Here is a 22,361-nt window from a genome sequence, read left to right on the forward strand (position 1 = left end):
TAGTTGTTGCAATAGATGATGATAATCATTATCATCACAATATAAAACAAATTCGGAAGTAGGTACGAAGTATGAAAAACAAATCATTTTTGTCGGTATTAGTAGCAGGAGGCATTTTAATGGCTGGCTGTGGCAATACAGAAGAAGTAAAAAAAGAAGATAAGCCAGCAACAGAACAGGCGGAGCAAGGTACAAAAGAGGTGGATTTATCTTCTGAATTATCAGCCTATCAACAATTTGCGTTAGAGCAAATGGATCAATTTTTACTAGATACAGAGAAATTTGTGAACCTATTCAAAGCAGGCGATATTGAAGGGGCAAAGGCAGCGTATGCGCCAGCACGTATGTATTTTGAACGCTCTGAGCCAATTGCGGAAAGCTTCGGTGATCTTGACCCTCGCATCGATGGACGTTTAGCAGATATTCAAGAAGAAGGTAAGGGTGAGGAAGAATGGTCAGGCTACCATAAGCTTGAGTATGCGCTTTGGGAAGAAAATACAACAAAAGGTTATGAGGCTGTAGCAGATCAGCTTCTTGCAGATGCGAAGGAATTGCATGCACTTGTGCAAACAGTGGAAGTGACACCTGACTTAATGATTACAGGTGCAGTAGATTTATTAAATGAAGTATCAACATCTAAAATTACAGGTGAGGAAGAAATTTACTCTCATACAGACCTTTATGATTTTAAAGCGAATATTGAAGGCGCAGAAAAAATCTTTGAGATTTTACGCTCAAAATTAGAAGCAAAAGATTCTACATTAGTGGCAACACTTGATGAAAAATTCAAAGCAGTAGACGATTTATTAGCACAGCATACAACGGCTGATGGTGGCTATATATCTTACGAAGAATTAACGGAGGAAAACACAAAAGCACTGGCAGCAGCGGTGAATCAGCTTGGAGAACCATTAAGTCAAATGGGTATCATTTTGGAGTGAACATAAACAATGACAACGTCAAACGAGGAAAAATTTATAAATAAAAAAATTTCTAGACGTGATATGTTAAAGCTAACAGGTATCGGTGTGGCAGGTGTTGCCATCGGTGCCTCTGGCTTGGGTGGTGTCATGAAAGCAATGGGCTATGATGTCTTTGAGCCAGTAGCAGATAGCACGACGGCTAGCAATAAGGTCAATTTCTATGGCAAGCATCAGTCAGGTATTGTGACACCTGTACAGACGAATATTTATTTTGCTTCTTTAGATGTATTAGTGACATCAAAGAAGGAACTACAAGCGTTGTTCCAGCAATGGACACCCCTTGTTGTGCGTTTAATGAATGGTGAAGTCATGGTCGATGTATCGACAAATACAAGAGTGCCAACTGGCGATACTGGAGAGGCAGAGGGCTTAGATGCATCTAATCTATCCATTACCATTGGTGTCGGGCCTTCATTATTCGATAAACTGGGCATCCAGCATTTAAAACCAGCGGAGCTAAAGGATTTACCACATTTCCCCAAAGATCAGCTACAGAAAGAATACACAGGTGGTGATTTGTGTATTCAGGCTTGTGCAGATGATCCGCAGGTGGCCTTCCATGCTGTTCGTAATCTAGTACGAGCTGCTTCAGGTAAAGTAGAAATAAAATGGTCACAGGCGGGCTTTAACTCGTTTCCAGCTAGTGGAGGGACACCACGAAACCTCTTCGCCTTTAAGGACGGTACTGTAAATCCAGCCATTACGGATGAAAAAGACTTAAATGAGGTCGTGTGGGTGGATAAAGGCTGGTTAAAGGGTGGCTCTTATTTAATTGCGCGTAAAGTTCAAATGCATCTTGAAACTTGGGATCGTACATCATTGAAAGATCAAGAGGCAACATTTGGCCGTTACCGCGACAGTGGGGCACCTTTTGGCAAAACAAAGGAATTCGATGATTTTGATGTAGAGGCAAAGGATGATAAGGGCAATTATATTATGCCTGATACATCACATGTCCATTTGGCACGGAAATCAGGTGCGCGTATTTTGCGACGCTCTTATTCTTATGCGTCAGGCGTGATGTCGAATACAGGGACCCATGATGCGGGGCTAATCTTTATCTCTTTTCAAAAAGACCCAGCCCAATTTACAACCATCCAAAATAGCTTAGGGCGTATGGATAAAATGAATGAGTACATTACCCATCGAGGCAGTGCCGTGTTTGCTTGCTTCCCTGGTGTACAAAAGGGGAGTTATTTAGGTGAAGCACTTTTTAACGCGCTGTAGTATCGTGTTTGCCCTTATGCTGACTTTAGCTTTACCTGTGCAAGCTGCGCAGTCCTATAGTCATCTCTATATTGCGATTAGTGATGCACTGATGAATACAAAGCAGGATAAAGAGGCGGAGGCCAAGCAGGCACTTGAACAATTTGCTATTGATTGGGCTAAAGTATCTTCAGAGCAGAAAGAGGCAAAAGCAAAGGTTGATGAAATCCTTGCACAGGCTACTGAGGCAACGTCCAAGGATGAACGTTTAGAGGCGCTATCAGCACTATCCAATGCATTGCGTGCATTAGAAAAGCTTGAAAATCCAGTGGATGAAGCGGCACAACGAGCAGAGTTTGGACAAAAATTTAAGCCGATAATGGCAGACTTTGAAAAAGCTTTAGCAAGTGGTGATATTCAGGCCATTGATGAAGCCTATAAAGATTTTAATAGTAAATGGAATAAAAATGAGCGACCTGTGCGTGAACAAAGTATCGCAATGTACGGGCAAATCGAAACACAAATGGCATTTCTTCGTATCTCTATTTCTGCTGAGGAGCCTGATGTAGCGCTTATGCAATCTCAATTTGCTGCTTTAAAGCAAACGATTGAGGATTTTGTAGCTGGTAAAGAAACAGCCGAAGTGGTAGAGGGAGAGTATTCATTAGCGACATTAATTGCCTATATAGATGAGGCCAATGATTTTGTCGATGCTGGTGATTACCAGGCAGCTTCAAATAAAATACGTGAGTTTATTACCATTTGGCCAAGCGTAGAAATTGAAATCTCCACACGCAATGGTAGTCTTTACACGAAAATTGAAAGTGATATGCCGATTATCGCGAGTGATTTATTAAAATCCAACGTCGATCAGCAAGCTATTACCAAACAATTAAATACATTCCGTACGGAAATTGAGCTAATTCAAGGGGATTCCGATTACACAATTTGGGACGCTGCGTTAATTTTATTACGCGAAGGACTAGAGGCATTACTGATTATTTTAGCCTTAGTGTCATTCCTTAATAAATCAGGACAAAACAAGATGCGCAAATGGATTTATGTCGGAGCGTTTGTCGGCGTTCTATTATCCGCCGTAGCTGCCATCCTTATGTCGACGATTTTAAATTCGGCAACGATTGATACGAATCGCGAGTTAATGGAAGGCTATGTAGGGTTAATTGCTGCTGCGATGATGATCGGTGTTGGTATTTGGCTGCATAGTAAATCAAGTGTGGTCAGTTGGAATCGCTATATTTCCAAACAAATGGGTAATGCCATTTCGAGTGGCTCTATTTTTGCGATGGCTATGATTAGCTTTTTATCGGTCTTCCGTGAAGGTGCAGAAACACTAGTCTTTTATGCGGGGATTGCACCTAAAATGGAAACGTCGCAGTTTATTCTTGGAATTGTGGTGGCACTGCTCATTCTTGCTGTACTTGCAGTTGTGTTATTTAAAGCAAGTGGCAAAATTCCAATTCACAAATTTTTTGCAGTAGCAACTATTTTAATTTATGTGCTAGCCTTTAAAATTATTGGTGTCAGTCTGCATACTTTGCAGCTGACAGATAATCTGTCCACAACGATTGTTGATGGCTTACCTGTTATTAGCTTGATGGGCTTCTATCCAACGATGGAAACAATCATAGGACAGTCTATTTTACTTGTGTTAGTGGCGACTACTATGCTTTATAAAAAGAAACAAGCCTAATGAAAAAGGGTAGATGAGCGTAAAACGCCATCTACCTTTTTTTATTGCCAATGAGCAGGTCGTTTTATATAGGAAGGTAATTTAGTCGAACGATCCCCCTGTGCGGCGTTGATTTGCATTTGGGTTAAAAACAGACTTGTTGAAAGATCAGCACCGCGTAAATTGGTATCTCGCAAATCAGCCCCGATGAAATCTACTCCCTGTAAATTCGCATCTTGAAGATTAGCTGCTATTAAATAACTCCCCCTTAGATCAGTCGCTCGTAAATCCTTGCCTTTTAAATTTTTGCCCATCCAATCAGCCCCACGCTGATTCAAGTTTCTAGAAGCCTTTCCCTTCACACTGTGCTGGCGAATTTGTTCGCTAGTTTGGAGCAATAGTGCATTGATCGGCATACGAATAGCTACCATATCCAATGCTAATAAGGTATCTGCATCCTGAGCTATTGTCTGCTGTAGGTGCTTCAATTGAGCAATTAGCTGTTCATAAAGCATATTATCCACCTGATAGGACAAAGCCTCCGCCACATATGCAATCATTTCGTAAAGCTGTTCCATAATAGGAAAAACACGAAACATCTTGTCAGCATGCTCACGAGATTGTCGCCAATCCTGTCCATGAAATGTCACCTGTGAAACCTGTTGACCTGCGCCTAGGCAATCAAAAACGGTACAGCCCTTAAAACCTGTCTCTCGTAGCTGACTATGTATGTGACAGCTATAGTTATCCTGCAAATTAGGACATGGCGTGCCTGCGGGTTTATTGATCGCAAAATCACTAGAAGCCACAATATTTAAAGCGGTACAGCACAAGCCAAAACAGCTTTGACAATCTGCCTGTAGACTGTGTCGGATTTTTGTACCAATGGTTGTATCTTTTTTTGTCTGATTAGACATTCTCATTTTCCTCTCTAATCTTATCCATTTAGTTACTATTTTAACACTAACAAGCTACCAGTTAAAATAGAGAGCAAACTGTATTTTGAAAGATAGTAGGGGATATGGTATTCTTCTTCAAAAGAGTTGTAAAGAAAAGTGGTGGTGGAACATGGGGTAACGGTCAATGAATTATTACAATTGCCATCTTTTCGAGGGGCAGAGGTGTTAACAGGGCGAGATAATCTGCACCGTACCGTATCATCTCTATCTGTATTAGAGGTATCGAATGTTGATTTTTATTCGAAAATTATTAACCGTGTACAGGAGGAATGGTATGCAGAGGAGCTTGTCATTAGCTCCTTTTACTCCATTCGAGATAGTGTGGAGCAGCAATGTGAAACGATTCAGCATTTACATGATTTAGGAGAGCTGGGGCTTATTTTATATTATGTCGGCATTGTATTGCCTGATATTCCAGAAGAAGTGCTTGCGTTAGCGGAGGCACAAGGCTTTATTATCATTTGTATGCCGCGAAATGATTATTCACTGCGCTATAATGAGGTTATTTATGAGGTTATGGAAGCGATTGTTAGTAATCAAGGCGTTAATGATCATTTTGTCAAAGAGACATTAGAAAAGGTATCGTTACTACCTGAGCATTTAAGAAGTGTTGAAATTACACTGAAAATGCTTTCAGATCGTTTAAAGGCGAATATTGTGCTCACCAATAGTCATTTTGACATTGTGAACCAAGTGATGTGGCCACGAAATTCATCATTAGATGTAGCGAATGTCATCGAAGAATGCTCCCAATCCAATTTTCAGAGGGAAGCAGGCAAGCTCGAGCTGCTAAGAAGTGATGTCGCCTGTGTCGTAGACTATAAAAGAGTACATCAAAAAAATGGCGAGCCGCTATTTTTATTTCTGATTAAAGAAAATACAAAACTACCTGCTAAGACAATTGAAAAAGTAAGTGAGGTTGTGCAAGTAGCCATAAATTTATGGGGAGACAAGCATGATGAGGTTAGTGAATATGCCTTAGTTAAAGCTATTATCAATGACGAAGGGGAGAAAATGAGAAGATTAGCCAATCTTCTTCATATTGATGTTTCCGCCATTCAAATGATGTGGCTTGTCTACATGCATGATTTAGCAGACGAAAAAAGAATTCGCGATGAATTAGAAGAGCAACTGTCCAAATATTATCAAACAAGAGTCATCCAATGCATTGACCATTGTATGATTGTACTGGTAGGCAATTGCTTTTATAAGTATCATGAGTTTGAGATTGCCATTGAATATAGTGAAACTACTCAGTATGATGCCCAAATCGCAGAAATTGTTTATGCACCTAAAATGAGAAATACAAAGTCTGTTCGTCAAATGTATCAATTGGTCAATCAGGTGGGGGACAAAGCCCATACGATTTATCCGATGCGAAAATTGTTTACTGCAGCGGAAGTGCGCTCCATGAAAAGGGCAATTGATGTCAGTAAGCAGGGCGAGGAAATGATTGAAGAATATTTGTCTGTAATTGAACCCATTTTACGCGACCATGATTCCTTGCAGACTTTGATAACCTTTTTATTAGATGCAAATGCTAGTGTGGAGCGCTGTGCAGAGCTCCTCTATATCCATAAAAACACGGTGAAATACCGCATCAAAAAAATTAGTGAGCTGATTGGCACAGATGTTACCGTATATTCGGAATTTTATGATGCCTACATGGCTTGCATGCTATATCGATTGATTAATGATTAGAATAATCTGAAATTTTGTCATTTTGAACAAAATTTCAGATTATTTTTTTCATTTGCGCAAAAGACTCAACTCTTACCTATCTTCTATAATTAAAAACATTAATCCATCACCAAATAAGGAGGGAGTCACATGCAAAATGAAAATAAAGGTCAATCTTGGTATAGCTTAGGCATTATTTGGGCTGGTGCCATGATTTGTATTCCCAGTTTATTAGTCGGTAACGCACTGATTACCAATATGAGTTTATCAAAGGCACTGGCTGTTGCTTTTGTAGGCTATGCTATTGTCGTGATCATCATGATTTTGCAAGGCATGCAAAGCAGTGATTTAGGAAAGCCCACTGTCCATATAGCAGGACAAGTGTTTGGAAAAAAGGGCTCTCGTACAATATTATCCATTATCTTAGCTATTGCTTGCTTAGGGTGGTTTGGCATTCAGGCCAATGTGTGTGGCGTAGCCTTAGCAAATTTATTAGCAATCTATCATTTGAATATACCTATTCCAATCGCTTCACTCATTAGTGGTATGGTCATGGTCGTATCCGCACTTTATGGGATGAAGGTGTTGCGTATTTTAAGCTATATCGCCGTACCATTGCTCGTCATCATTTGCCTGTATGGTTTAGGTCAAATATTAGCTGGTGAGCAACTACAGCTCGTTCGGGATTATCAGCCACAGGGCAATATGAGCTTTATGGATGGTTTAGCTGTAACGATTGGGTCCTTTGCATTAGGGGCTGTTATCGCGGGCGATTATTCGCAATTTTCAAAAAAACGTTCAGACGTTTTCAAAGCCGCTACATTAGGGATTATTCCTGCAGGGGTGCTAATGATTGCTGTGGGAGCTGTCTTAACGATTGCCTATCAAACAAGTGATATTACAGCAGTCTTTCTGCATATCGCAACACCCTTTATTGGTGGAGTGGGTCTGATTTTAGCAACATGGAAAACCAATTTGGTCAATGCAATTTCAGGTGGAATTGCCTTAATTAATGTATTTGATGTTGCTAAAAACAAAGAACGATTAGCCATAGGTGTGGCGGGTACAATTGGCACAATCTTAGCCGTTGTAGGGATTTTAAATTATTTTACACCTATCATGTCAATTTTATCGGCGATGATTCCGCCTGTTGCAGGGGTGATGATTGCTTCCTACTGGGTCATTCATAAAGGCAAAACAGATAGCTGGCAGGAAGTTGAAGGGGTCAATCGATTAGGTGTATTTTCTTGGCTAGTAGGTGCTGTAATTGCCTGTATGCCAGTGGTATTTTCCTTATTCCCTGCATTGCCAGCACTACCAAACCAACCGATGATTGGCATCATTATTTCATTCGTGATTTATTATGTTGGGTATCGTGTATCTGTACAAAAAACGGTCATATTGGAGGAACATAGATGAGATATTTAGATCAGGCAGCTATTGAACATATTGCCATAGGGGCAGCATTTTTAGGAACAGGTGGGGGAGGAGATCCCTATATTGGAAAATTAATGGCGCTTTCTGCTATCGAAAAAAATGGCCCTGTAAAATTGTATTCAGTGGATGAAATTGCGGATGATGATTTTTTCATTCCAGCCGCAATGATGGGGGCACCATCAGTTTTAGTAGAAAAATTCCCACGTGGCGATGAGTTTGTTAAGGTTTTCCAAAAGCTTGCCCAATATTTAGGGAAAGAAAAAATTGCAGGTACCTATCCAATGGAAGCAGGTGGGGTCAATTCGATGATTCCTATTGTAGTAGCAGCACAGCTTGGCTTACCATTGATTGATTGTGATGGCATGGGGCGCGCATTTCCGGAATTACAAATGGTGACATTCCACTTAGATGGGATTTCGGCAACGCCAATGGCCATCACTGATGAAAAAGGGAATATTGGTATTTTTGAAACCATTGATAATAAATGGACCGAGCGTATCGCCCGAACAGCAACAGTAGAAATGGGCGCTAGTTCTTTAGTGAGCCTCTACCCAACAACGGGTGCGCAAATTAAACAAAGCGGTGTTCATCATATAGTGACGCTTTCTGAAAAAATTGGTGAAATTATTGCCTCGAAAGACCAAGAGGTGAACGATAAGCTACAAAGCCTTTTAAAGCTTACGGATGGATATGAGCTTTTCCAAGGAAAAATAGTGGATGTTATTCGTGAAACGAAGGGTGGCTTTAACCTAGGTAAAATGAATCTTGAAGGTATTGAATCTTATAAAAATGATCAAATGAAGGTTCATTTCCAAAATGAAAACTTATTAGCTGAGAAAAACGAGCAGGTTATAGCGATGACACCAGACTTAATTTGTTTGGTGGATTATGAAACTTTATTGCCTGTTACAACAGAGAGCTTAAAATATGGTAAACGTGTGCGTGTGATTGGCTTACCAGCACATGAAAAATGGCGTACAGCAAAAGGTATTGAAACAGCTGGACCCAAATACTTTGGCTATGAATATGAGTATACGCCAATTGAGGAATTGGTGAAAAAGGAGGTAGCAGAGCATGTATAAAATTGGAATCGATGTAGGTGGAACAAACACAGATGCCATCCTTTTAGACCATAATAGCCAGCTTATTTACAGTGTGAAATCACCAACAAGCTTAGATATTAAAACAGGGATTGAAAAGTCACTGCAACAATTACTAGAGGGCGCAAATATTGATAAAACAAAAATTACCCATGCGATGTTAGGGACAACACAATGCACCAATGCCATTGTTGAACGTAAAAAGCTTGCAAAGGTTGGTGTCATTCGACTAGGTTATCCAGCGACGGCTTCCGTACTCCCTTATACAGCTTGGCCAGCAGATATGATTGATAAATTATCTGGTAATTATGCCATTGCCCATGGTGGTTATGAATATGACGGCCAATTATTGAGTGCGCTTGATCAACAGGAAATTACAAAATTACTGGAGGAATGGCGTGGTCAAGTAGAATCCATTGCGATTGTTGGTGTCTTTTCCTCTATTAAAAATGATCAAGAATTGCAGGTTCGTGAATGGATTCAAGAAATCTATGGCGAGGAATTCCCAATTTCCTGCTCCTCATTAATAGGTTCAGTCGGGTTAATAGAACGTGAAAATGCTACGATTCTAAATGCTGCATTATGTAAGGTGATTGAGACAACAACACAGGGCTTTGTACAGGCGTTACAAGCGGAAGGCATTTTTGATGTAGAGGTGTATCTATGCCAGAATGACGGTACATTAATGTCTATCGACTACGCCAAGCAATTCCCAATTTTAACAATTGCCTGTGGACCAACAAATAGTATCCGTGGAGCATCGTATTTATCTCAAATTCAAAATACAATGGTATTGGATGTTGGGGGTACCACTTCAGATATCGGTGTATTACAGGATGGTTTCCCGCGAGAATCCTCGGTCGCAGTTGAAGTGGGAGACATTCGGACAAACTTTAGGATGCCAGATATTATTTCAGTCGGACTTGGCGGGGGAAGTATTGTTCGTGTGAACGGCAACAAAATTACAGTTGGGCCGGATAGTGTAGGCTATAAAATCAGTGAGGAGGCCCTTGTTTTCGGTGGCTCGACCTTAACGACAACAGATATCGCTGTCCGTTTAGGCTTAGCAGATGTAGGTGATTCCACGTTAGTGGCACATATTGATGAAGCCTTTGCCAAAGCCGTTCAAGAAGAAATTTCTTCGTTACTAGAACAGGCGATTGATAAGATGAAAACTTCCTCAGAGGATGTGTCATTAGTCTTAGTAGGGGGTGGTGGTATCATTGTGCCAGAAAATATTCGGGGCGTTTCCACAATTGTAAAATCTGAATACGGTGGTGTTGCGAATGCCATCGGAGCCTCGATTGCACAAATTAGTGGTCAATATGAGCAAATTTATATTTATTCCAAAGAACCGCGTGTGGAATCCTTAAAGGATGCACAAAACAAGGCTGTGAAACAAGCCGTATTAGCAGGTGCTCTTGAGGATACCATTGAGCTAGTGGAAGTAGAAGAAACACCTCTCGCGTATCATCCAGAAAATGCAACAAGATTGAAGGTAAAAGTAGTAGGGAAAATGGTGTAACAGTCAAAGGAAGAGTCCTAGTTAAACAGGGCTCTTCCTTTTATTAATTGCTCAAATGAATGAATCACTGCATCAGGTTTAATGTCAGTAGGATTCGTGAGCCGATGAGGATTGTACCATATGCCCTTCATCCTTGCTTGCTGACAACCAGCAATATCTTTTGCTAAGTCATCCCCAACGAATAAGGCTTCATTTGGCTGAACTTGGAGCTGATGTAGAGCTAATTCAAATATGCGTTTGTCAGGCTTAGTTAAGCCTACTTCCTCAGAAATAAGAATAACATCAAAATAGCTAGCTAAACCTGTATGTGTGATTTTAGCCTTTTGTCGCAGTGTAGAGCCGTTTGTGATAATGCCAACTTGTACTTGCTTCTTAATCGTTTGGAGAACCTTCAACATATGTTGATCGATAGAAAAGCAATATGGAAACTGCTGATCCCAAAAATCTTGCATGTCATGGCGAGGCAATTGAAAGGTTGATGGAAACGCATCAAAAAACGATGATAAAACATTGGTTTTATCGGCAATCCCATAGTCTCTTTTATCGTATTCCTTAAATTTTTCCAGCATGTCCTTTTTGAGCATACCCTGAATAGCACCATAGTATTTTTCCAAAATAATATAAAACAGGTTATCGACAGCATGATCTCGATTAAGTAAGGTATCATCTAAATCAAATAGTATCGCTTTCAACGATCTTCATATCCTTTCTTGCTCGTCAAGAGGTTTTCGTTTATGTTTTTCATTAATAATTTTTTTGTTTAGGATCGTTACCTTGCCAACCATGAGCAACCTCATATCTTCCACAATATACTTAGCTAGCTCTTCGTCCGATATGTCATCTCCTTCAATATCAAGGCGAAAATCCTGCCCTTGTATACCACCACCATTGGTAAATTCAATTTCAAAATCAAAGACAACTCTTTTATCCATTCAAGTACCACCTTACGCTTAGTGTTAGAGTGCTATCCATATATTCTGTGTTTAATAGGTGAATACCTTCTTTGAACATAATCGTAATTGTTGAGTAAACAAAATTTCCTTTTTCTTGTATTTGCCACTTGCCAACAAAAAAGTCATAGTGTAATATGTAACTAGTACACTATGACACGAGGTGTTGTGATTGAAAAGCTTTATAGGACTTTTAAAAAAGAATGGGTACTTTATCGCTCATGGTTTCTAGTAGGGATATTTATGGGACTTATGCTATCTTGGATCGTTCCCTATATCTTACATCAGTATGTCGATCTCTTTGCACATGAGCATCAGCTAGCATTTGCATTTACAATGCTCGTCCTTTTTCTAGGTGGATTCTATTCTATCTTACAATTTTTAGCATCGATGCGTTTGGATATTAAAGCAAAGGAGAGCTGGCTCCATTCAACAAGCTCTATCACAAAGCTTATCGGAGCAAAATTGGTTTGCTCATTAGTAGGTTATGTCCTCTTCACTATCCTTTTCACGAGTATAGCCATCTTCAATATTAAGGATGAGCTGATCGCGAGCGCTGGACAAATTTTATTAGTTTTAGTAATAATTGTTATTATATTGACGATTTTACAATTAATGCTATTCATCGTTCTTTTATTCTTTTTAGCTTTTTATTTGCAATTGAAGCGCATAATAGGTCGTTTTTCAATTGTGCTGACAATGATTGTGTTTTATGTAACCACAGCTGGTTGGGCGCGGGTAACGGAGAGTCAGCTGTATCGAGCGATCTTCCTCCATGGAGAAGTTTCGCTTCAAAACATCGAACACTATCTACCAAAAGCGAAAGAAATGACGATGGAATGGATGCTTGGCTCGATATATGTCGTTGAGGAAATAGCCATTACGTTATTACTACTACTGCTGTTTTTAGCAGCATCGAAGTGGCTTGAAAGGGTGGTTTTACGATGACGATGGATTTTTCGCGTGACAAACCCATTTATAGCCAGCTTGTCGATCGAATTTGTGGAGACATTTTGAAGGGGGAGTTGGAGCTAGGTGATCGACTTCCCTCCGTTCGAGAATATGCAGTAGAAACAGGTGTCAATGTCAATACGGTGCAACGTGTATACAAGGAGTTAGAGGCAATGAACATAACGGAAACCAAACGAGGACAGGGTACATTTATTACGAGCAATGAGGAGCGCATTGAGTTATTGCGGGAAGAGATGAAAAATCAGCTGGCTGAAAATTTTTTAACATCGATTGAGGCATTAGGCTTTTCGAAGGAAGAGATGCTTGTGGTTTTGAAAAATAAAGCGTGAGGTGAAGGGATGTTACAGCTATCAAATGTATCTTTTCAATATAAGAAAAAGCCAGTTTTACAGGATCTATCCTTCTCCTTTCCGATTGGACAAATCATTGGACTAGTTGGGGAAAATGGTAGTGGTAAATCTACGCTTATGAAAGTTTTAGCTGGTTTACTGAGACCCACTGCTGGTGAGATCACACTAGAGGGTAAGCCAGTCACACGTAGAAGTGCTGACAAAATTGCTTATTTACCAGATACAGATTTGTTTTTTGAGTACTACACAGGTGAACAGCTTTTCCAGCATTATGCTTCGCAATTTGAAGATTTTTCCTATGATAAAGCCTGTATCGTCGCACAATTTTTACAGGTAGATACGCGCACAAAGCTACGCCAATTATCAAAGGGTAATCGTGGTCGCATGAAAATGGCTGCCACCCTTGGACGAGAGGTTCCTTATTATGTCATGGACGAACCATTTGCTGGGCTAGACCCAATTGTGAGAGAGCAGTTGATTAAAGGCTTAATTCAATTTACGGACATCGAAAATCAAACGATTTTGCTATCCACACATGAATTATATGAGGTAGAGCCTATTTTAGATCAAATTATTTTATTGCAGGCAGGATCAATCATGGCCTACGAGAATGTGGAAACATTACGCGATGTGGCTAATAAGGATGCAGTTGAGTGGATGAAAGGGTTTTATCGTCCTTCAGTAAAAGACAGCTAAAGGTGAAGAAAGAATCGTCAATAAAGCAATGTTGTCGTGCCAGACTGCATAATGCTCAGGCGAAATAGATTAGAAAGGGTGAAAAATATGACAGAACCGATTGTACAATTGCAAAATTTATCGAAAACTATTCGAGGCAAGCAATTAATTCAACAGTTAAACATTGATTTATATCCAGGCCAAATTACAGGATTCTTAGGACCGAATGGAGCGGGGAAAACAACAACAATCCGAATGATGACAGGGCTTATGCATCCAACAGAGGGCAATGTCATCATCGACGGGCTTTCACTGAAGGAGCATTACGAGGAAGCCATTAGTAAGGTTGGTGTGATTGTTGAAAATCCAGAAATGTATAAATTTATGTCAGGCTATAAAAATTTACTACATTTTGCACGTATGCATAAAAATGTAACAAAGGAACGAATTCAGGAGGTCATTCAACAGGTTGGGCTCGAAAATCGTATACATGAAAAGGTCTCTACGTATTCACTTGGTATGAGACAACGACTAGGATTAGCCCAGGCGTTATTGCACAGACCGAAATTTTTGATTTTAGATGAACCGACGAATGGCTTAGACCCTGCTGGTATTCGTGAGTTTCGTATGTACCTACGTAAGATTGCTTCAGAAGAGGGCGTATCCGTCTTTGTCTCAAGTCACTTATTATCAGAAATTGAATTGATGTGTGATCGAGTGGCCGTGATTCAAAATGGGCAGCTAATTGATCTGCGCGATATTCACAATGAAAGCTCATCATTTTATTATGTGGAGGCACAGCCAAAAGAGCAGGTGTCTGCTTATCTGGAACAGTGTGACTTTAACTTTGTAGCAGAGAATCAAGGCTATGTGGTGGAAATGAAGAAAGAGGATGTCCCAGCTATGACTACACAACTAGTCCAAGCGGGTATTCAATTATTTGCTGTACAGCCACATCAAAAAACATTAGAGGATCAATTCTTAGAAATGACTGGAGGCGGACAAATTGCTGAAGCTAATTCAAAATGAGTGGATGAAATTATGGCATAAAAAAGGAACATGGGCAATGGTGGCCATGCTGATTCTTGTCATTCTTGTTCCTGCTGGAATCACCAAATATTATGAAGTAAAATCCCCGACGGAAGGCTCTTGGCAGGACATAGAGCAGGATGCCATTCAATCTTATAAAGAGACGCTAGCAGGTGAAGATTTAACGGAGGAAGATAAGGCATACTTTCAAGAGCAGATGGCTATTTCTGAATATCGTTTAGCGAATGATGCACCAAGTCAAAAAGATAGTAGTCTTGCAAGCTTTATGTCCTTTACAAGCGGTATGCTTACGCTTGTTACTTTATTTACAGTCATTACCGCAGCTAGTATTGTATCGAGCGAATTTTCAGCAGGGACGATTAAAATGCTCTTAACGCGCCCAATGTCCCGTGCAAAAGTGTTAACGTCTAAATTACTGACAACATTCCTTTTTGGTTTGTTATTGTATGTGGTCAATGTTGTGGTAAGTGCCCTTATCGGCTTAGTCTTGTTCGGCATGGGAACAGGTGTGGAATTAGAAATGGTCAATGGACAGGTCGTTGAAAAGGCTGTATGGAGCGATTTAGCCTATCATTACCTATTATCTGGTGGCGATTTTGTGATGTCTACATTATTTGCCTTTTTGATTGGCTCAGTATTCCGTTCAAGCTCATTAGCAATCGGTTTAACGATGTTCCTTTCTTTTACAGGCGGCATGATAGTTATGTTCTTAAGCCGATACGACATCGTCAAATATATTTGGCTCACACATTCTGATTTAACACAGTATGAGCATGGTGGTGGCTCCATGATTGCTGATGTGACGTTACCCTTCTCATTAACAGTACTTGCTATATACGCAGTAGTTTTCCTTGTCATTAGTTATTCAACCTTTATGAAACGTGATGTCACGGCATAAGCTAAAGAAGAACTGTGCCCTAATTTTGGATTAGGGTGCGGTTTTTTTGTTTAACATCACGAAATATTAAAAAAGTATTTATTTTTTTTTGAATTGCGCCTATAATAATAGCAACTTAGTGAAAACGCTTTTTTTTTACTAAAGTGGTCTAGACAACTATACCAAAGGGGGATAATGAATGTTTGCTTTCTTACAAAAAATCGGTAAGTCGCTCATGTTTCCAATCGCAACATTACCAGCAGCAGCATTACTATTGCGTTTAGGTTCAGCGGATATGCTTGGGGCCGTACCGAATGAAGCCATCCAGTACATTGCTAGTATTATGGCCGCTTCTGGTAATGCTATACTAGGGAATTTACCAATTATTTTTGCTATCGGTATTGCGATGGGGTTTGCACATGATAGCAGTGGTGGCGCAGCTCTAGCAGGTGCGATTGCGCATCTTGTTTTAGTCGCCGTTTTAGGGACTGTTAACGAAGAATTAAATATGGGTGTGTTTGGTGGTATTATTGCCGGTATTACGGCAGGCTTATTATATAACAAATATTATAATGTAAAATTTCCAGAATGGTTATCATTCTTCGGTGGACGGCGCTTTGTACCGATTATTACGTCCATCACCATGGCAATTTTAGGTAGTATATTAGCAATTGTTTGGGGACCAATTCAAGGTGGTATTGATGCTGTCGGTAATTGGATGATCGGTGCAGGATCACTCGGCGTAGGGATGTATGGCTTCTTCAACCGTCTATTAATTCCAGTGGGTCTCCACCATGTAATCAATACAATTATTTGGTTTGATTTCGGTGAATTTACAAATGCTGCAGGCGAAATCGTGAAAGGGGATATCAACCGCTTCCTAGCAGGAGACACGACAGCTGGACATTTCCAATCTGGTTTCTTCCCGATCATGATGTTTGGCTTACCAGCAGCCTGTCTAGCAATGTATTTTGCGGCGAAAAAAGAAAAGCGTCCAATCGTTGGAGGGATGTTCGTTTCCATCGCTTTAACAGCCTTTTTAACGGGTGTTACAGAGCCTATTGAATTTTCCTTTATGTTCTTATCACCAGTTCTTTATGGTATTCATGCTGTATTAACAGGTATTTCATTGGCGGTGGCCTATCTCGTTGGATTCCGTGACGGCTTTGGGTTCTCTGCAGGCTTAATTGACTACTTACTCAACCTTGGTCTGGCAGATAAACCATGGCTCTTATTACCTTTAGGTTTAGGCTTTGGGGCGATTTACTTTGTGGTATTCTATTTCTTAATCAAAAAATTAGACTTAAAAACACCAGGACGTGAAGACGATGAGGATGAAGATGGCGAAGTAAATGCTATTGCTGATGATGTCGATTTACGTGCATATTATACAATTGAAGCATTAGGTGGAAAAGACAATATTAAGCAAGTGGATTATTGTACAACTCGCCTACGATTATTAGTACAGGATTCTGCTAGCGTCGATGAAAAAACATTGAAGCAAACAGGTGCAAGAGGAGTTATGCGTATTAGTAAAACCAATGTCCAAGTAATCATTGGGACATCTGTGGAGTTTTTAGCTGAAGCCATAAAAGAACGTTTGAAAAAAGGCAATCCAGCACCAGCCAATGTAGGACTTCCATCAGCTCAGCCTGTCATGGAAGAAACGGTGAAGAATGACACGATGACATTCCGTGATTTCGAAATGCCAATGACGGGTGATTTATTGCCTTTAACAGAAGTGCCTGATGAGGCATTTTCAGCAGGCTTGATGGGACCAGGTTTCGGGATACGTCCGACAGATGGAGCAGTCTATGCACCATTTGATGGTCAAGTAGTGATGGTGTTCCCAACAAAGCATGCAATTGGCTTAAAATCTGATACGGGCATTGAAGTATTAATTCATGTAGGCTTAGATACGGTCAAACTAAATGGTGATGGTTTTGAACTTTTCGTTACAGATGGTCAAAAAGTTAAGCGTGGGGATACGTTATTAAAAGCAGACCTTGTACAGATTGAAGGGCAAGTACCTTCTGTCATCACACCAGTTGTCTTTACAAGCTTAATGGGGCAAGAGATTACACTTGAAAAGACTGGCTATCAACGAGCAGGCTCAACGAATATTATTACAATGAAGAAGTAACAACTAATGGGGCTGTTAGCGAAGGTATACAGAGGCAATGAGCTATTGCACACGGATGCCCTTTCGACAGCCCTTGTTCAAGAAGGAGATGTTTTTCTTGAGTTTACTCATTCGAAATATCACAGTAGTGAATGGCAATGGACGAGATGAACAGGTAGATGTATGGATGAAGGATGGTAAAATTGCGCAAATTGCTCCTCAGCTTGATATCCACGATGTAGAACAGCTTGATGGTTCAGGGAAATTTTTATTGCCAGGATTTATTGATATGCACATTCATGGATCCGCTCAAATGGATACGATGGATGCTTCTGATGAAGGGCTTCATACGATGGCTCAATCCCTTTTAAAAGAAGGAACGACAAGCTTTTTAGCTACAACGATGACACAAAGCTATGACAACATTGAACGAGCTATTGAAAATGTAGCACAGTTCCAGCCACAGCCAGATGAAGCAGAGGTACTAGGTATTCATATCGAAGGGCCATTTGTTTCAAAGCAGCGAGCAGGGGCACAGCCTCTTGAATATATTGTCGAGCTAGATTTAGATATATGGACAAAATGGCAGCAACTAAGTGGCCATAAAATTAAGCAAATTACGCTAGCACCAGAAGAACCGAATGGCATGGCAGCTGTGCAAAGTATTTCTGCTAGCGGTGTCATTGTTTCAATTGGTCATTCGGATGCTACCTTTGAGCAAATGCAACAAGCGGCTCAATTAGGTGCCACTCAGGGGACACACTTATACAACCAGATGCGTCCATTCCACCATCGAGATCCAGGTGTAGTTGGCGGTGTCCTGCTGCTAGATGCGATTAAGGCAGAACTGATTGTTGATTTTATCCATATGCATGAAGGCGCGGTGGAAATGGCCTATCGCTTAAAGGGAGCAGACGGGCTTATTTTAATTACAGATGCGATGCGCGCAAAGGGAATGCCCTACGGAGCATATGATTTAGGCGGTCAAACAGTTCATGTGACAGAAGCTGGTGCCCATTTGTCAAATGGATCGTTAGCAGGCAGTATTTTAAAAATGGATCAGGCTGTACGGAATATGCATCACATTACGAATTGTACGCTGGAGGAGCTTGTCAAAATGTCCAGCTTTAATGCTGCCGAACAATTGAAGCTAGGTAATAAGGGTCAGCTTATACAAGGCTTTGATGCGGATGCAGTGATTTTAGATGAACATTTAAAGCTCCACCAAACGATTAAGGCGGGCAAGGTCTTATATGATGCAAATTCAAGTGGACAATAGTTACTAATATGCAGCAGGTATACAAACATCTTGCATGAAACGATGGAAATGAAAAGGTGATAGAACATGAATACCTATTTTCAACAAGTAAATCGATATTTAACAATGGTGGCACAGCAGGAAAGCAACCAACTTATGCATATTGCAAAGCAAATTGTTAAACGTCTCACAAAGGGAGGCATTATCCAGCTCTTTGGCTCTGGTCATTCCATGCTATTAGCACAGGAATGTTACTATAGAGCAGGTGGCTTAGTGCCTGTCAAACCTATACACATAGAATCGTTAATGCTACATCAGGGTGCACGGCAATCCTCACAAAATGAAAAAAAACAGGCTTTTTTAGCCACCTATAAGGATCAGCTGCAATTTGATGACCAAGATGTTTGTATCATCATTTCAACCTCTGCCAATAATCCAGTGCCCATTGATATGGCTATCTATGCAAAGGAAGCGGGCGCTTTGACTATTTCACTCCAATCACTGGAATATCAGCACCAGCCGTCGCGCCATCCGTCAGGCAAGCGTTTAGAGCAAGTAGTAGATGAAGTATTGAATACGCATGTGCCATTAGGTGATGGTGTGTTAACCGTTGACCAATTGCAATATGCCCCTGTATCAACGGTGTTAGGTGCGACTTTATTAAATGCTTTATTCGCTCAAATCATTGAGCTTATGCATGCACAGGGCACTAGTGTACCAGTGTTTGGTAGCAGTAATTTAGGGGAAACTAATAACGATGCGCTCATTGATCAGTATGGTCAGCGTATTCATTTCTAGGATACAAAGGAGGATATGTGGTGAAAGTAAAAAGATTTTCCTCAATGGATGATTTATATTCACATGCAGTAGCGACCATCGTGGAAGCCAAAAATAATGGCGCCACAACGTTCGGGTTAGCTACTGGTGGAACAATGGAACCACTATATGCTAAAATCTGTAAAACAGATATTGATTTTTCACATTGTATTAGCTTTAATTTGGATGAGTATGTTGGTCTTGAGGCAACTCATCAGCAAAGCTACGCCTATTATATGAACAAACATTTATTTAACCAAAAACCATTTTTAGCATCGTATTTACCAGATGGATTAGCAGTAGATCCTTTAGTGGAAACAGCTCGCTATGAAGGATTACTGCAACAATATCCCTTAGATTTCCAACTGCTTGGTATCGGTCAAAATGGTCATATCGGCTTCAATGAGCCTGGTACGTCATTTGCTTCTTTAACACATCTTGTAACACTCGAAGAATCTACTCGTCAAGCTAACGCGCGTTTCTTTTCATCCATTGATGAAGTGCCAACACAGGCATACACGATGGGTATTCAATCGATTATGCGGGCAAAATGCATTTTGTTACTCGCAGTGGGAGAAGCTAAGCGTGAGGTGTTAGAGCGTTTACTGGCATCTGATTATACAGAAGACGTACCTGCAACTGCTTTATCGAAACATCCAAATGTGATGGTTTTAACAGACTTACAAGAAGAGGAGAATAAATTATGAAAACACAACAATTTACAGTAGTCGATCCTTTAGGTATTCATGCACGACCAGCGAGCCAACTTGTGGCAAAAGCAACACCATTTACTTCATCTATAGAAATACGTACAGAAGAAAAAGCAGCTAACTTGAAATCAATCTTAGGTGTGATGGGATTAGCCTTAAAGCAAGGTTCACAATTTACACTTGTTGTAGAGGGGGAAGACGAAGAGCAAGCATTAGCAGCACTAACGACACTCATCACGGAAATGGGGCTTGCACAATGACACGACTCACTGGTATTGCCGCTTCAGACGGCATTGCCATTGCGAAAGCATATCGTTTCGTCCAACCAGATTTAACATTCGCTAAAACAACTGTTCATGATATCGAGGCAGAGCAGAAACGTTTAGCAGCCGCTCTTGCCAAAGCAGAGCAAGAACTGATTGTCATTGGACAGCAAACATTAGAAAAATTTAGTGCAGAAGAAGCCGCAATTTTTGAGGCACATTTATTAGTGGTTCATGATCCCGAATTAATTGGGCCTATCAATCAAAAAATTGCAGACGAAGCGGTAAATGCGGAGTATGCATTGCATGAAGTAACCTCTATGTTTGTGGCATTATTTGAAGGTATGGATGACGAATACATGAGTGCCCGTGCATCAGATATTAAAGATGTGACAAATCGCATATTAGCACATTTACTCGGAGTACATATTCCAAATCCAAGCAATATTAACGAACAGGTAATTATCGTAGCGAATGATTTGACACCTTCAGAGACAGCCCAATTAGATCGCAACTATGTTCTCGGTTTTATTACCGATATTGGTGGGCGTACATCCCATTCAGCCATCATGGCTCGTAGCTTAGAAATCCCAGCAGTCGTAGGAGCAGGGGTTGCTACGACAACAATTCAGGATGGCGATACTATAATTGTTGACGGTTTGACGGGTCAAGTCCTAGTGAATCCAAGTGCCGATGTGATTGCAGACTATCAGGAAAAGGCACAAAAATATCGGGTACAGCAGGCGGAATGGTCTACTTTAGTGAATGAGCATACCGTTTCTAAAGATGGCGTGCATGTTGAGCTAGCGGCTAATATTGGATCGCCAAATGATTTGGATGGTGTATTGCGTCATGGAGCAGAGGGAATTGGCTTATATCGAACAGAGTTTTTATATATGGGCAGAGAAAATTTACCCTCTGAGGAAGAACAATTTACAGCGTATAAAACAGTCTTGGAAGGAATGAAGGGCAAGCCAGTTGTTATTCGAACACTCGATATTGGTGGCGACAAGCACCTGCCATATTTACCTTTGCAAGAAGAAATGAATCCATTCCTTGGTCACCGTGCCATTCGTCTATGTCTTGACCAGCAGGAGTTATTCCGCACACAATTGCGAGCACTACTGCGAGCATCTGTCTACGGAAACTTAAAAATTATGTTCCCTATGATAGCGACCATTCAAGAATTCCGTGCGGCTAAAGCCATTTTGCTTGAGGAAAAGGAAAAGCTGATAGCTGGAGGGATTGCAGTAGGCTCTTCCATCGAGGTCGGGATGATGGTTGAAATTCCCTCGACAGCCGTAATGGCAGATATTTTGCCAAAGAAGTGGATTTCTTCTCCATCGGGACAAATGATTTAATTCAATATACAATGGCGGCAGATCGGATGAATGAAAAAGTTTCCTATTTATATCAACCATATAACCCAGCCATATTACGTTTAATTCAAATGGTCATTAAAGCTGCCCATCAAGAACAAAAATGGGTAGGAATGTGTGGAGAAATGGCTGGCGATGAGCATGCTGTTCCACTATTGCTAGGCTTAGGCTTAGATGAGTTCTCGATGAGTGCTACGTCTATTTTAAAAACGAGGGCCTTGCTAAAGCAATTATCTGTCCCAGAGATGCAGACTTTAGCAACAGAGGCATTACAGCTAGCGACAGCTGAAGAAGTGCTGGAAAAAGTAAAGCAAGCTGTGAAATAGGATAAAACAAAAACCCATCTACCAACAAGTAGA

Annotated in this window: 20 protein-coding genes and 1 pseudogene; 18 read left to right on the top strand and 3 right to left on the bottom strand. The window is 40.6% G+C overall.

Features of this window, described 5'->3' with window-relative positions:
* Window positions 1-71 precede the first annotated feature (71 nt).
* From efeO to LBYS11_RS08490, 3 genes are read left to right on the top strand one after another with little or no spacing between them, the layout of a single operon-like run.
* A complete protein-coding gene (gene efeO / locus LBYS11_RS08480) occupies window positions 72-941 on the top strand; it encodes an iron uptake system protein EfeO (RefSeq protein WP_103117847.1) in 870 nt (289 codons plus the stop codon).
* Between the two features lie 9 nt (window positions 942-950).
* Entirely contained in the window at window positions 951-2,210 is a 1,260-nt protein-coding gene (efeB, locus tag LBYS11_RS08485) for an iron uptake transporter deferrochelatase/peroxidase subunit (protein WP_048390318.1), read from the top strand.
* Window positions 2,185-3,900: an FTR1 family iron permease gene (locus LBYS11_RS08490; RefSeq protein ID WP_103117848.1), complete on the top strand. Its 1,716-nt coding sequence runs from the start codon at window positions 2,185-2,187 to the stop codon at window positions 3,898-3,900. The genes efeB and LBYS11_RS08490 overlap by 26 nt, the downstream gene beginning before the upstream one ends.
* 41 nt (window positions 3,901-3,941) lie before the next feature.
* Here the strand turns inward: LBYS11_RS08490 and LBYS11_RS08495 are convergent, their stop codons facing one another.
* Window positions 3,942-4,796: a pentapeptide repeat-containing protein gene (locus LBYS11_RS08495; protein WP_103117849.1), complete on the bottom strand. Its 855-nt coding sequence runs from the start codon at window positions 4,794-4,796 to the stop codon at window positions 3,942-3,944.
* A 138-nt stretch (window positions 4,797-4,934) separates the two neighbouring features.
* On the opposite strand from LBYS11_RS08495, the gene LBYS11_RS08500 reads away from it, so the two are divergent.
* From LBYS11_RS08500 to LBYS11_RS08515, 4 genes are all read left to right on the top strand, one after another.
* A complete protein-coding gene (locus LBYS11_RS08500; protein ID WP_103117850.1) occupies window positions 4,935-6,539 on the top strand; it encodes a PucR family transcriptional regulator in 1,605 nt (534 codons plus the stop codon).
* 129 nt (window positions 6,540-6,668) lie between these two features.
* Entirely contained in the window at window positions 6,669-7,937 is a 1,269-nt protein-coding gene (locus tag LBYS11_RS08505) for a cytosine permease (protein ID WP_066037436.1), read from the top strand.
* Complete coding sequence (locus LBYS11_RS08510; protein ID WP_103117851.1) at window positions 7,934-9,037, top strand: S-methyl thiohydantoin desulfurase family protein; 1,104 nt, start codon at window positions 7,934-7,936, stop codon at window positions 9,035-9,037. The genes LBYS11_RS08505 and LBYS11_RS08510 overlap by 4 nt, the downstream gene beginning before the upstream one ends.
* Window positions 9,030-10,580 (top strand): hydantoinase/oxoprolinase N-terminal domain-containing protein, encoded by a 1,551-nt coding sequence (locus LBYS11_RS08515; RefSeq protein ID WP_103117852.1) that lies wholly within the window; start codon window positions 9,030-9,032, stop codon window positions 10,578-10,580. Before LBYS11_RS08510 ends, LBYS11_RS08515 begins: the two co-directional genes overlap by 8 nt.
* 17 nt (window positions 10,581-10,597) lie before the next feature.
* Here the strand turns inward: LBYS11_RS08515 and LBYS11_RS08520 are convergent, their stop codons facing one another.
* Together LBYS11_RS08520 and LBYS11_RS08525 are read right to left on the bottom strand one after the other, a co-directional pair.
* On the bottom strand, window positions 10,598-11,272 hold the full coding sequence (locus LBYS11_RS08520) for an HAD family hydrolase (protein WP_103117853.1): 675 nt from the start codon (window positions 11,270-11,272) through the stop codon (window positions 10,598-10,600).
* 6 nt (window positions 11,273-11,278) lie between these two features.
* Window positions 11,279-11,512, bottom strand: a complete 234-nt coding sequence (locus LBYS11_RS08525) for a cyclase (RefSeq protein ID WP_103117854.1) — start codon at window positions 11,510-11,512, stop codon at window positions 11,279-11,281.
* Between the two features lie 171 nt (window positions 11,513-11,683).
* Here LBYS11_RS08525 and LBYS11_RS08530 point away from each other — a divergent pair, with 171 nt between their 5' ends.
* The 11 genes and pseudogenes from LBYS11_RS08530 to ptsP all read left to right on the top strand — a co-directional run bounded on the left by LBYS11_RS08530 (window position 11,684) and on the right by ptsP (window position 22,328).
* A complete protein-coding gene (locus LBYS11_RS08530; RefSeq protein ID WP_103117855.1) occupies window positions 11,684-12,478 on the top strand; it encodes a hypothetical protein in 795 nt (264 codons plus the stop codon).
* Entirely contained in the window at window positions 12,475-12,831 is a 357-nt protein-coding gene (locus LBYS11_RS08535) for a GntR family transcriptional regulator (RefSeq protein WP_103117856.1), read from the top strand. Before LBYS11_RS08530 ends, LBYS11_RS08535 begins: the two co-directional genes overlap by 4 nt.
* Window positions 12,832-12,840: 9 nt before the next feature.
* Window positions 12,841-13,548 (top strand): ABC transporter ATP-binding protein, encoded by a 708-nt coding sequence (locus tag LBYS11_RS08540; RefSeq protein WP_066037440.1) that lies wholly within the window; start codon window positions 12,841-12,843, stop codon window positions 13,546-13,548.
* A gap of 87 nt (window positions 13,549-13,635) precedes the next feature.
* Window positions 13,636-14,556 carry an ABC transporter ATP-binding protein gene (locus LBYS11_RS08545; protein WP_009370928.1) on the top strand — a complete coding sequence of 307 codons (921 nt, stop codon included), beginning with the start codon at window positions 13,636-13,638 and terminating at the stop codon, window positions 14,554-14,556.
* Window positions 14,534-15,475: an ABC transporter permease gene (locus LBYS11_RS08550; RefSeq protein WP_103117857.1), complete on the top strand. Its 942-nt coding sequence runs from the start codon at window positions 14,534-14,536 to the stop codon at window positions 15,473-15,475. Before LBYS11_RS08545 ends, LBYS11_RS08550 begins: the two co-directional genes overlap by 23 nt.
* A 178-nt stretch (window positions 15,476-15,653) precedes the next feature.
* Window positions 15,654-17,597 carry an N-acetylglucosamine-specific PTS transporter subunit IIBC gene (nagE, locus tag LBYS11_RS08555; protein WP_103117858.1) on the top strand — a complete coding sequence of 648 codons (1,944 nt, stop codon included), beginning with the start codon at window positions 15,654-15,656 and terminating at the stop codon, window positions 17,595-17,597.
* Window positions 17,598-17,694: 97 nt separating this feature from the next.
* Window positions 17,695-18,855 (top strand): N-acetylglucosamine-6-phosphate deacetylase, encoded by a 1,161-nt coding sequence (gene nagA, locus LBYS11_RS08560; RefSeq protein WP_103117859.1) that lies wholly within the window; start codon window positions 17,695-17,697, stop codon window positions 18,853-18,855.
* 66 nt (window positions 18,856-18,921) lie between these two features.
* Window positions 18,922-19,632 carry a sugar isomerase domain-containing protein gene (locus tag LBYS11_RS08565; RefSeq protein WP_103117860.1) on the top strand — a complete coding sequence of 237 codons (711 nt, stop codon included), beginning with the start codon at window positions 18,922-18,924 and terminating at the stop codon, window positions 19,630-19,632.
* Window positions 19,633-19,652: 20 nt separating this feature from the next.
* Window positions 19,653-20,357 carry a glucosamine-6-phosphate deaminase gene (locus tag LBYS11_RS08570; RefSeq protein ID WP_103117861.1) on the top strand — a complete coding sequence of 235 codons (705 nt, stop codon included), beginning with the start codon at window positions 19,653-19,655 and terminating at the stop codon, window positions 20,355-20,357.
* Entirely contained in the window at window positions 20,354-20,620 is a 267-nt protein-coding gene (locus LBYS11_RS08575) for an HPr family phosphocarrier protein (protein ID WP_103117862.1), read from the top strand. The genes LBYS11_RS08570 and LBYS11_RS08575 overlap by 4 nt, the downstream gene beginning before the upstream one ends.
* Window positions 20,617-22,328 (top strand): annotated as a pseudogene (gene ptsP / locus LBYS11_RS08580) (phosphoenolpyruvate--protein phosphotransferase). Before LBYS11_RS08575 ends, ptsP begins: the two are co-directional and overlap by 4 nt.
* The last annotated feature ends 33 nt before the right edge of the window (window positions 22,329-22,361 follow it).

It is taken from the genome of Lysinibacillus sp. YS11 (assembly GCF_002896375.1).
GTDB classification, from domain to species: domain Bacteria; phylum Bacillota; class Bacilli; order Bacillales_A; family Planococcaceae; genus Lysinibacillus; species Lysinibacillus capsici.

What these genes read in the sequence shown, in the direction of transcription:
- LBYS11_RS08515 (WP_103117852.1), top strand. Translation starts at nt 9,030, where the DNA reads ATGTATAAAATTGGAATCGATGTAGGTGGAACAAACACAGATGCCATC.
- LBYS11_RS08535 (WP_103117856.1), top strand. Translation starts at nt 12,475, where the DNA reads ATGACGATGGATTTTTCGCGTGACAAACCCATTTATAGCCAGCTTGTC.
- LBYS11_RS08530 (WP_103117855.1), top strand. Translation starts at nt 11,684, where the DNA reads ATGACACGAGGTGTTGTGATTGAAAAGCTTTATAGGACTTTTAAAAAA.
- efeB (WP_048390318.1), top strand. Translation starts at nt 951, where the DNA reads ATGACAACGTCAAACGAGGAAAAATTTATAAATAAAAAAATTTCTAGA.
- LBYS11_RS08510 (WP_103117851.1), top strand. Translation starts at nt 7,934, where the DNA reads ATGAGATATTTAGATCAGGCAGCTATTGAACATATTGCCATAGGGGCA.
- LBYS11_RS08495 (WP_103117849.1), bottom strand. Translation starts at nt 4,796, where the DNA reads ATGTCTAATCAGACAAAAAAAGATACAACCATTGGTACAAAAATCCGA.
- nagE (WP_103117858.1), top strand. Translation starts at nt 15,654, where the DNA reads ATGTTTGCTTTCTTACAAAAAATCGGTAAGTCGCTCATGTTTCCAATC.
- LBYS11_RS08525 (WP_103117854.1), bottom strand. Translation starts at nt 11,512, where the DNA reads ATGGATAAAAGAGTTGTCTTTGATTTTGAAATTGAATTTACCAATGGT.
- LBYS11_RS08505 (WP_066037436.1), top strand. Translation starts at nt 6,669, where the DNA reads ATGCAAAATGAAAATAAAGGTCAATCTTGGTATAGCTTAGGCATTATT.
- LBYS11_RS08575 (WP_103117862.1), top strand. Translation starts at nt 20,354, where the DNA reads ATGAAAACACAACAATTTACAGTAGTCGATCCTTTAGGTATTCATGCA.
- efeO (WP_103117847.1), top strand. Translation starts at nt 72, where the DNA reads ATGAAAAACAAATCATTTTTGTCGGTATTAGTAGCAGGAGGCATTTTA.
- LBYS11_RS08565 (WP_103117860.1), top strand. Translation starts at nt 18,922, where the DNA reads ATGAATACCTATTTTCAACAAGTAAATCGATATTTAACAATGGTGGCA.
- LBYS11_RS08545 (WP_009370928.1), top strand. Translation starts at nt 13,636, where the DNA reads ATGACAGAACCGATTGTACAATTGCAAAATTTATCGAAAACTATTCGA.
- LBYS11_RS08540 (WP_066037440.1), top strand. Translation starts at nt 12,841, where the DNA reads ATGTTACAGCTATCAAATGTATCTTTTCAATATAAGAAAAAGCCAGTT.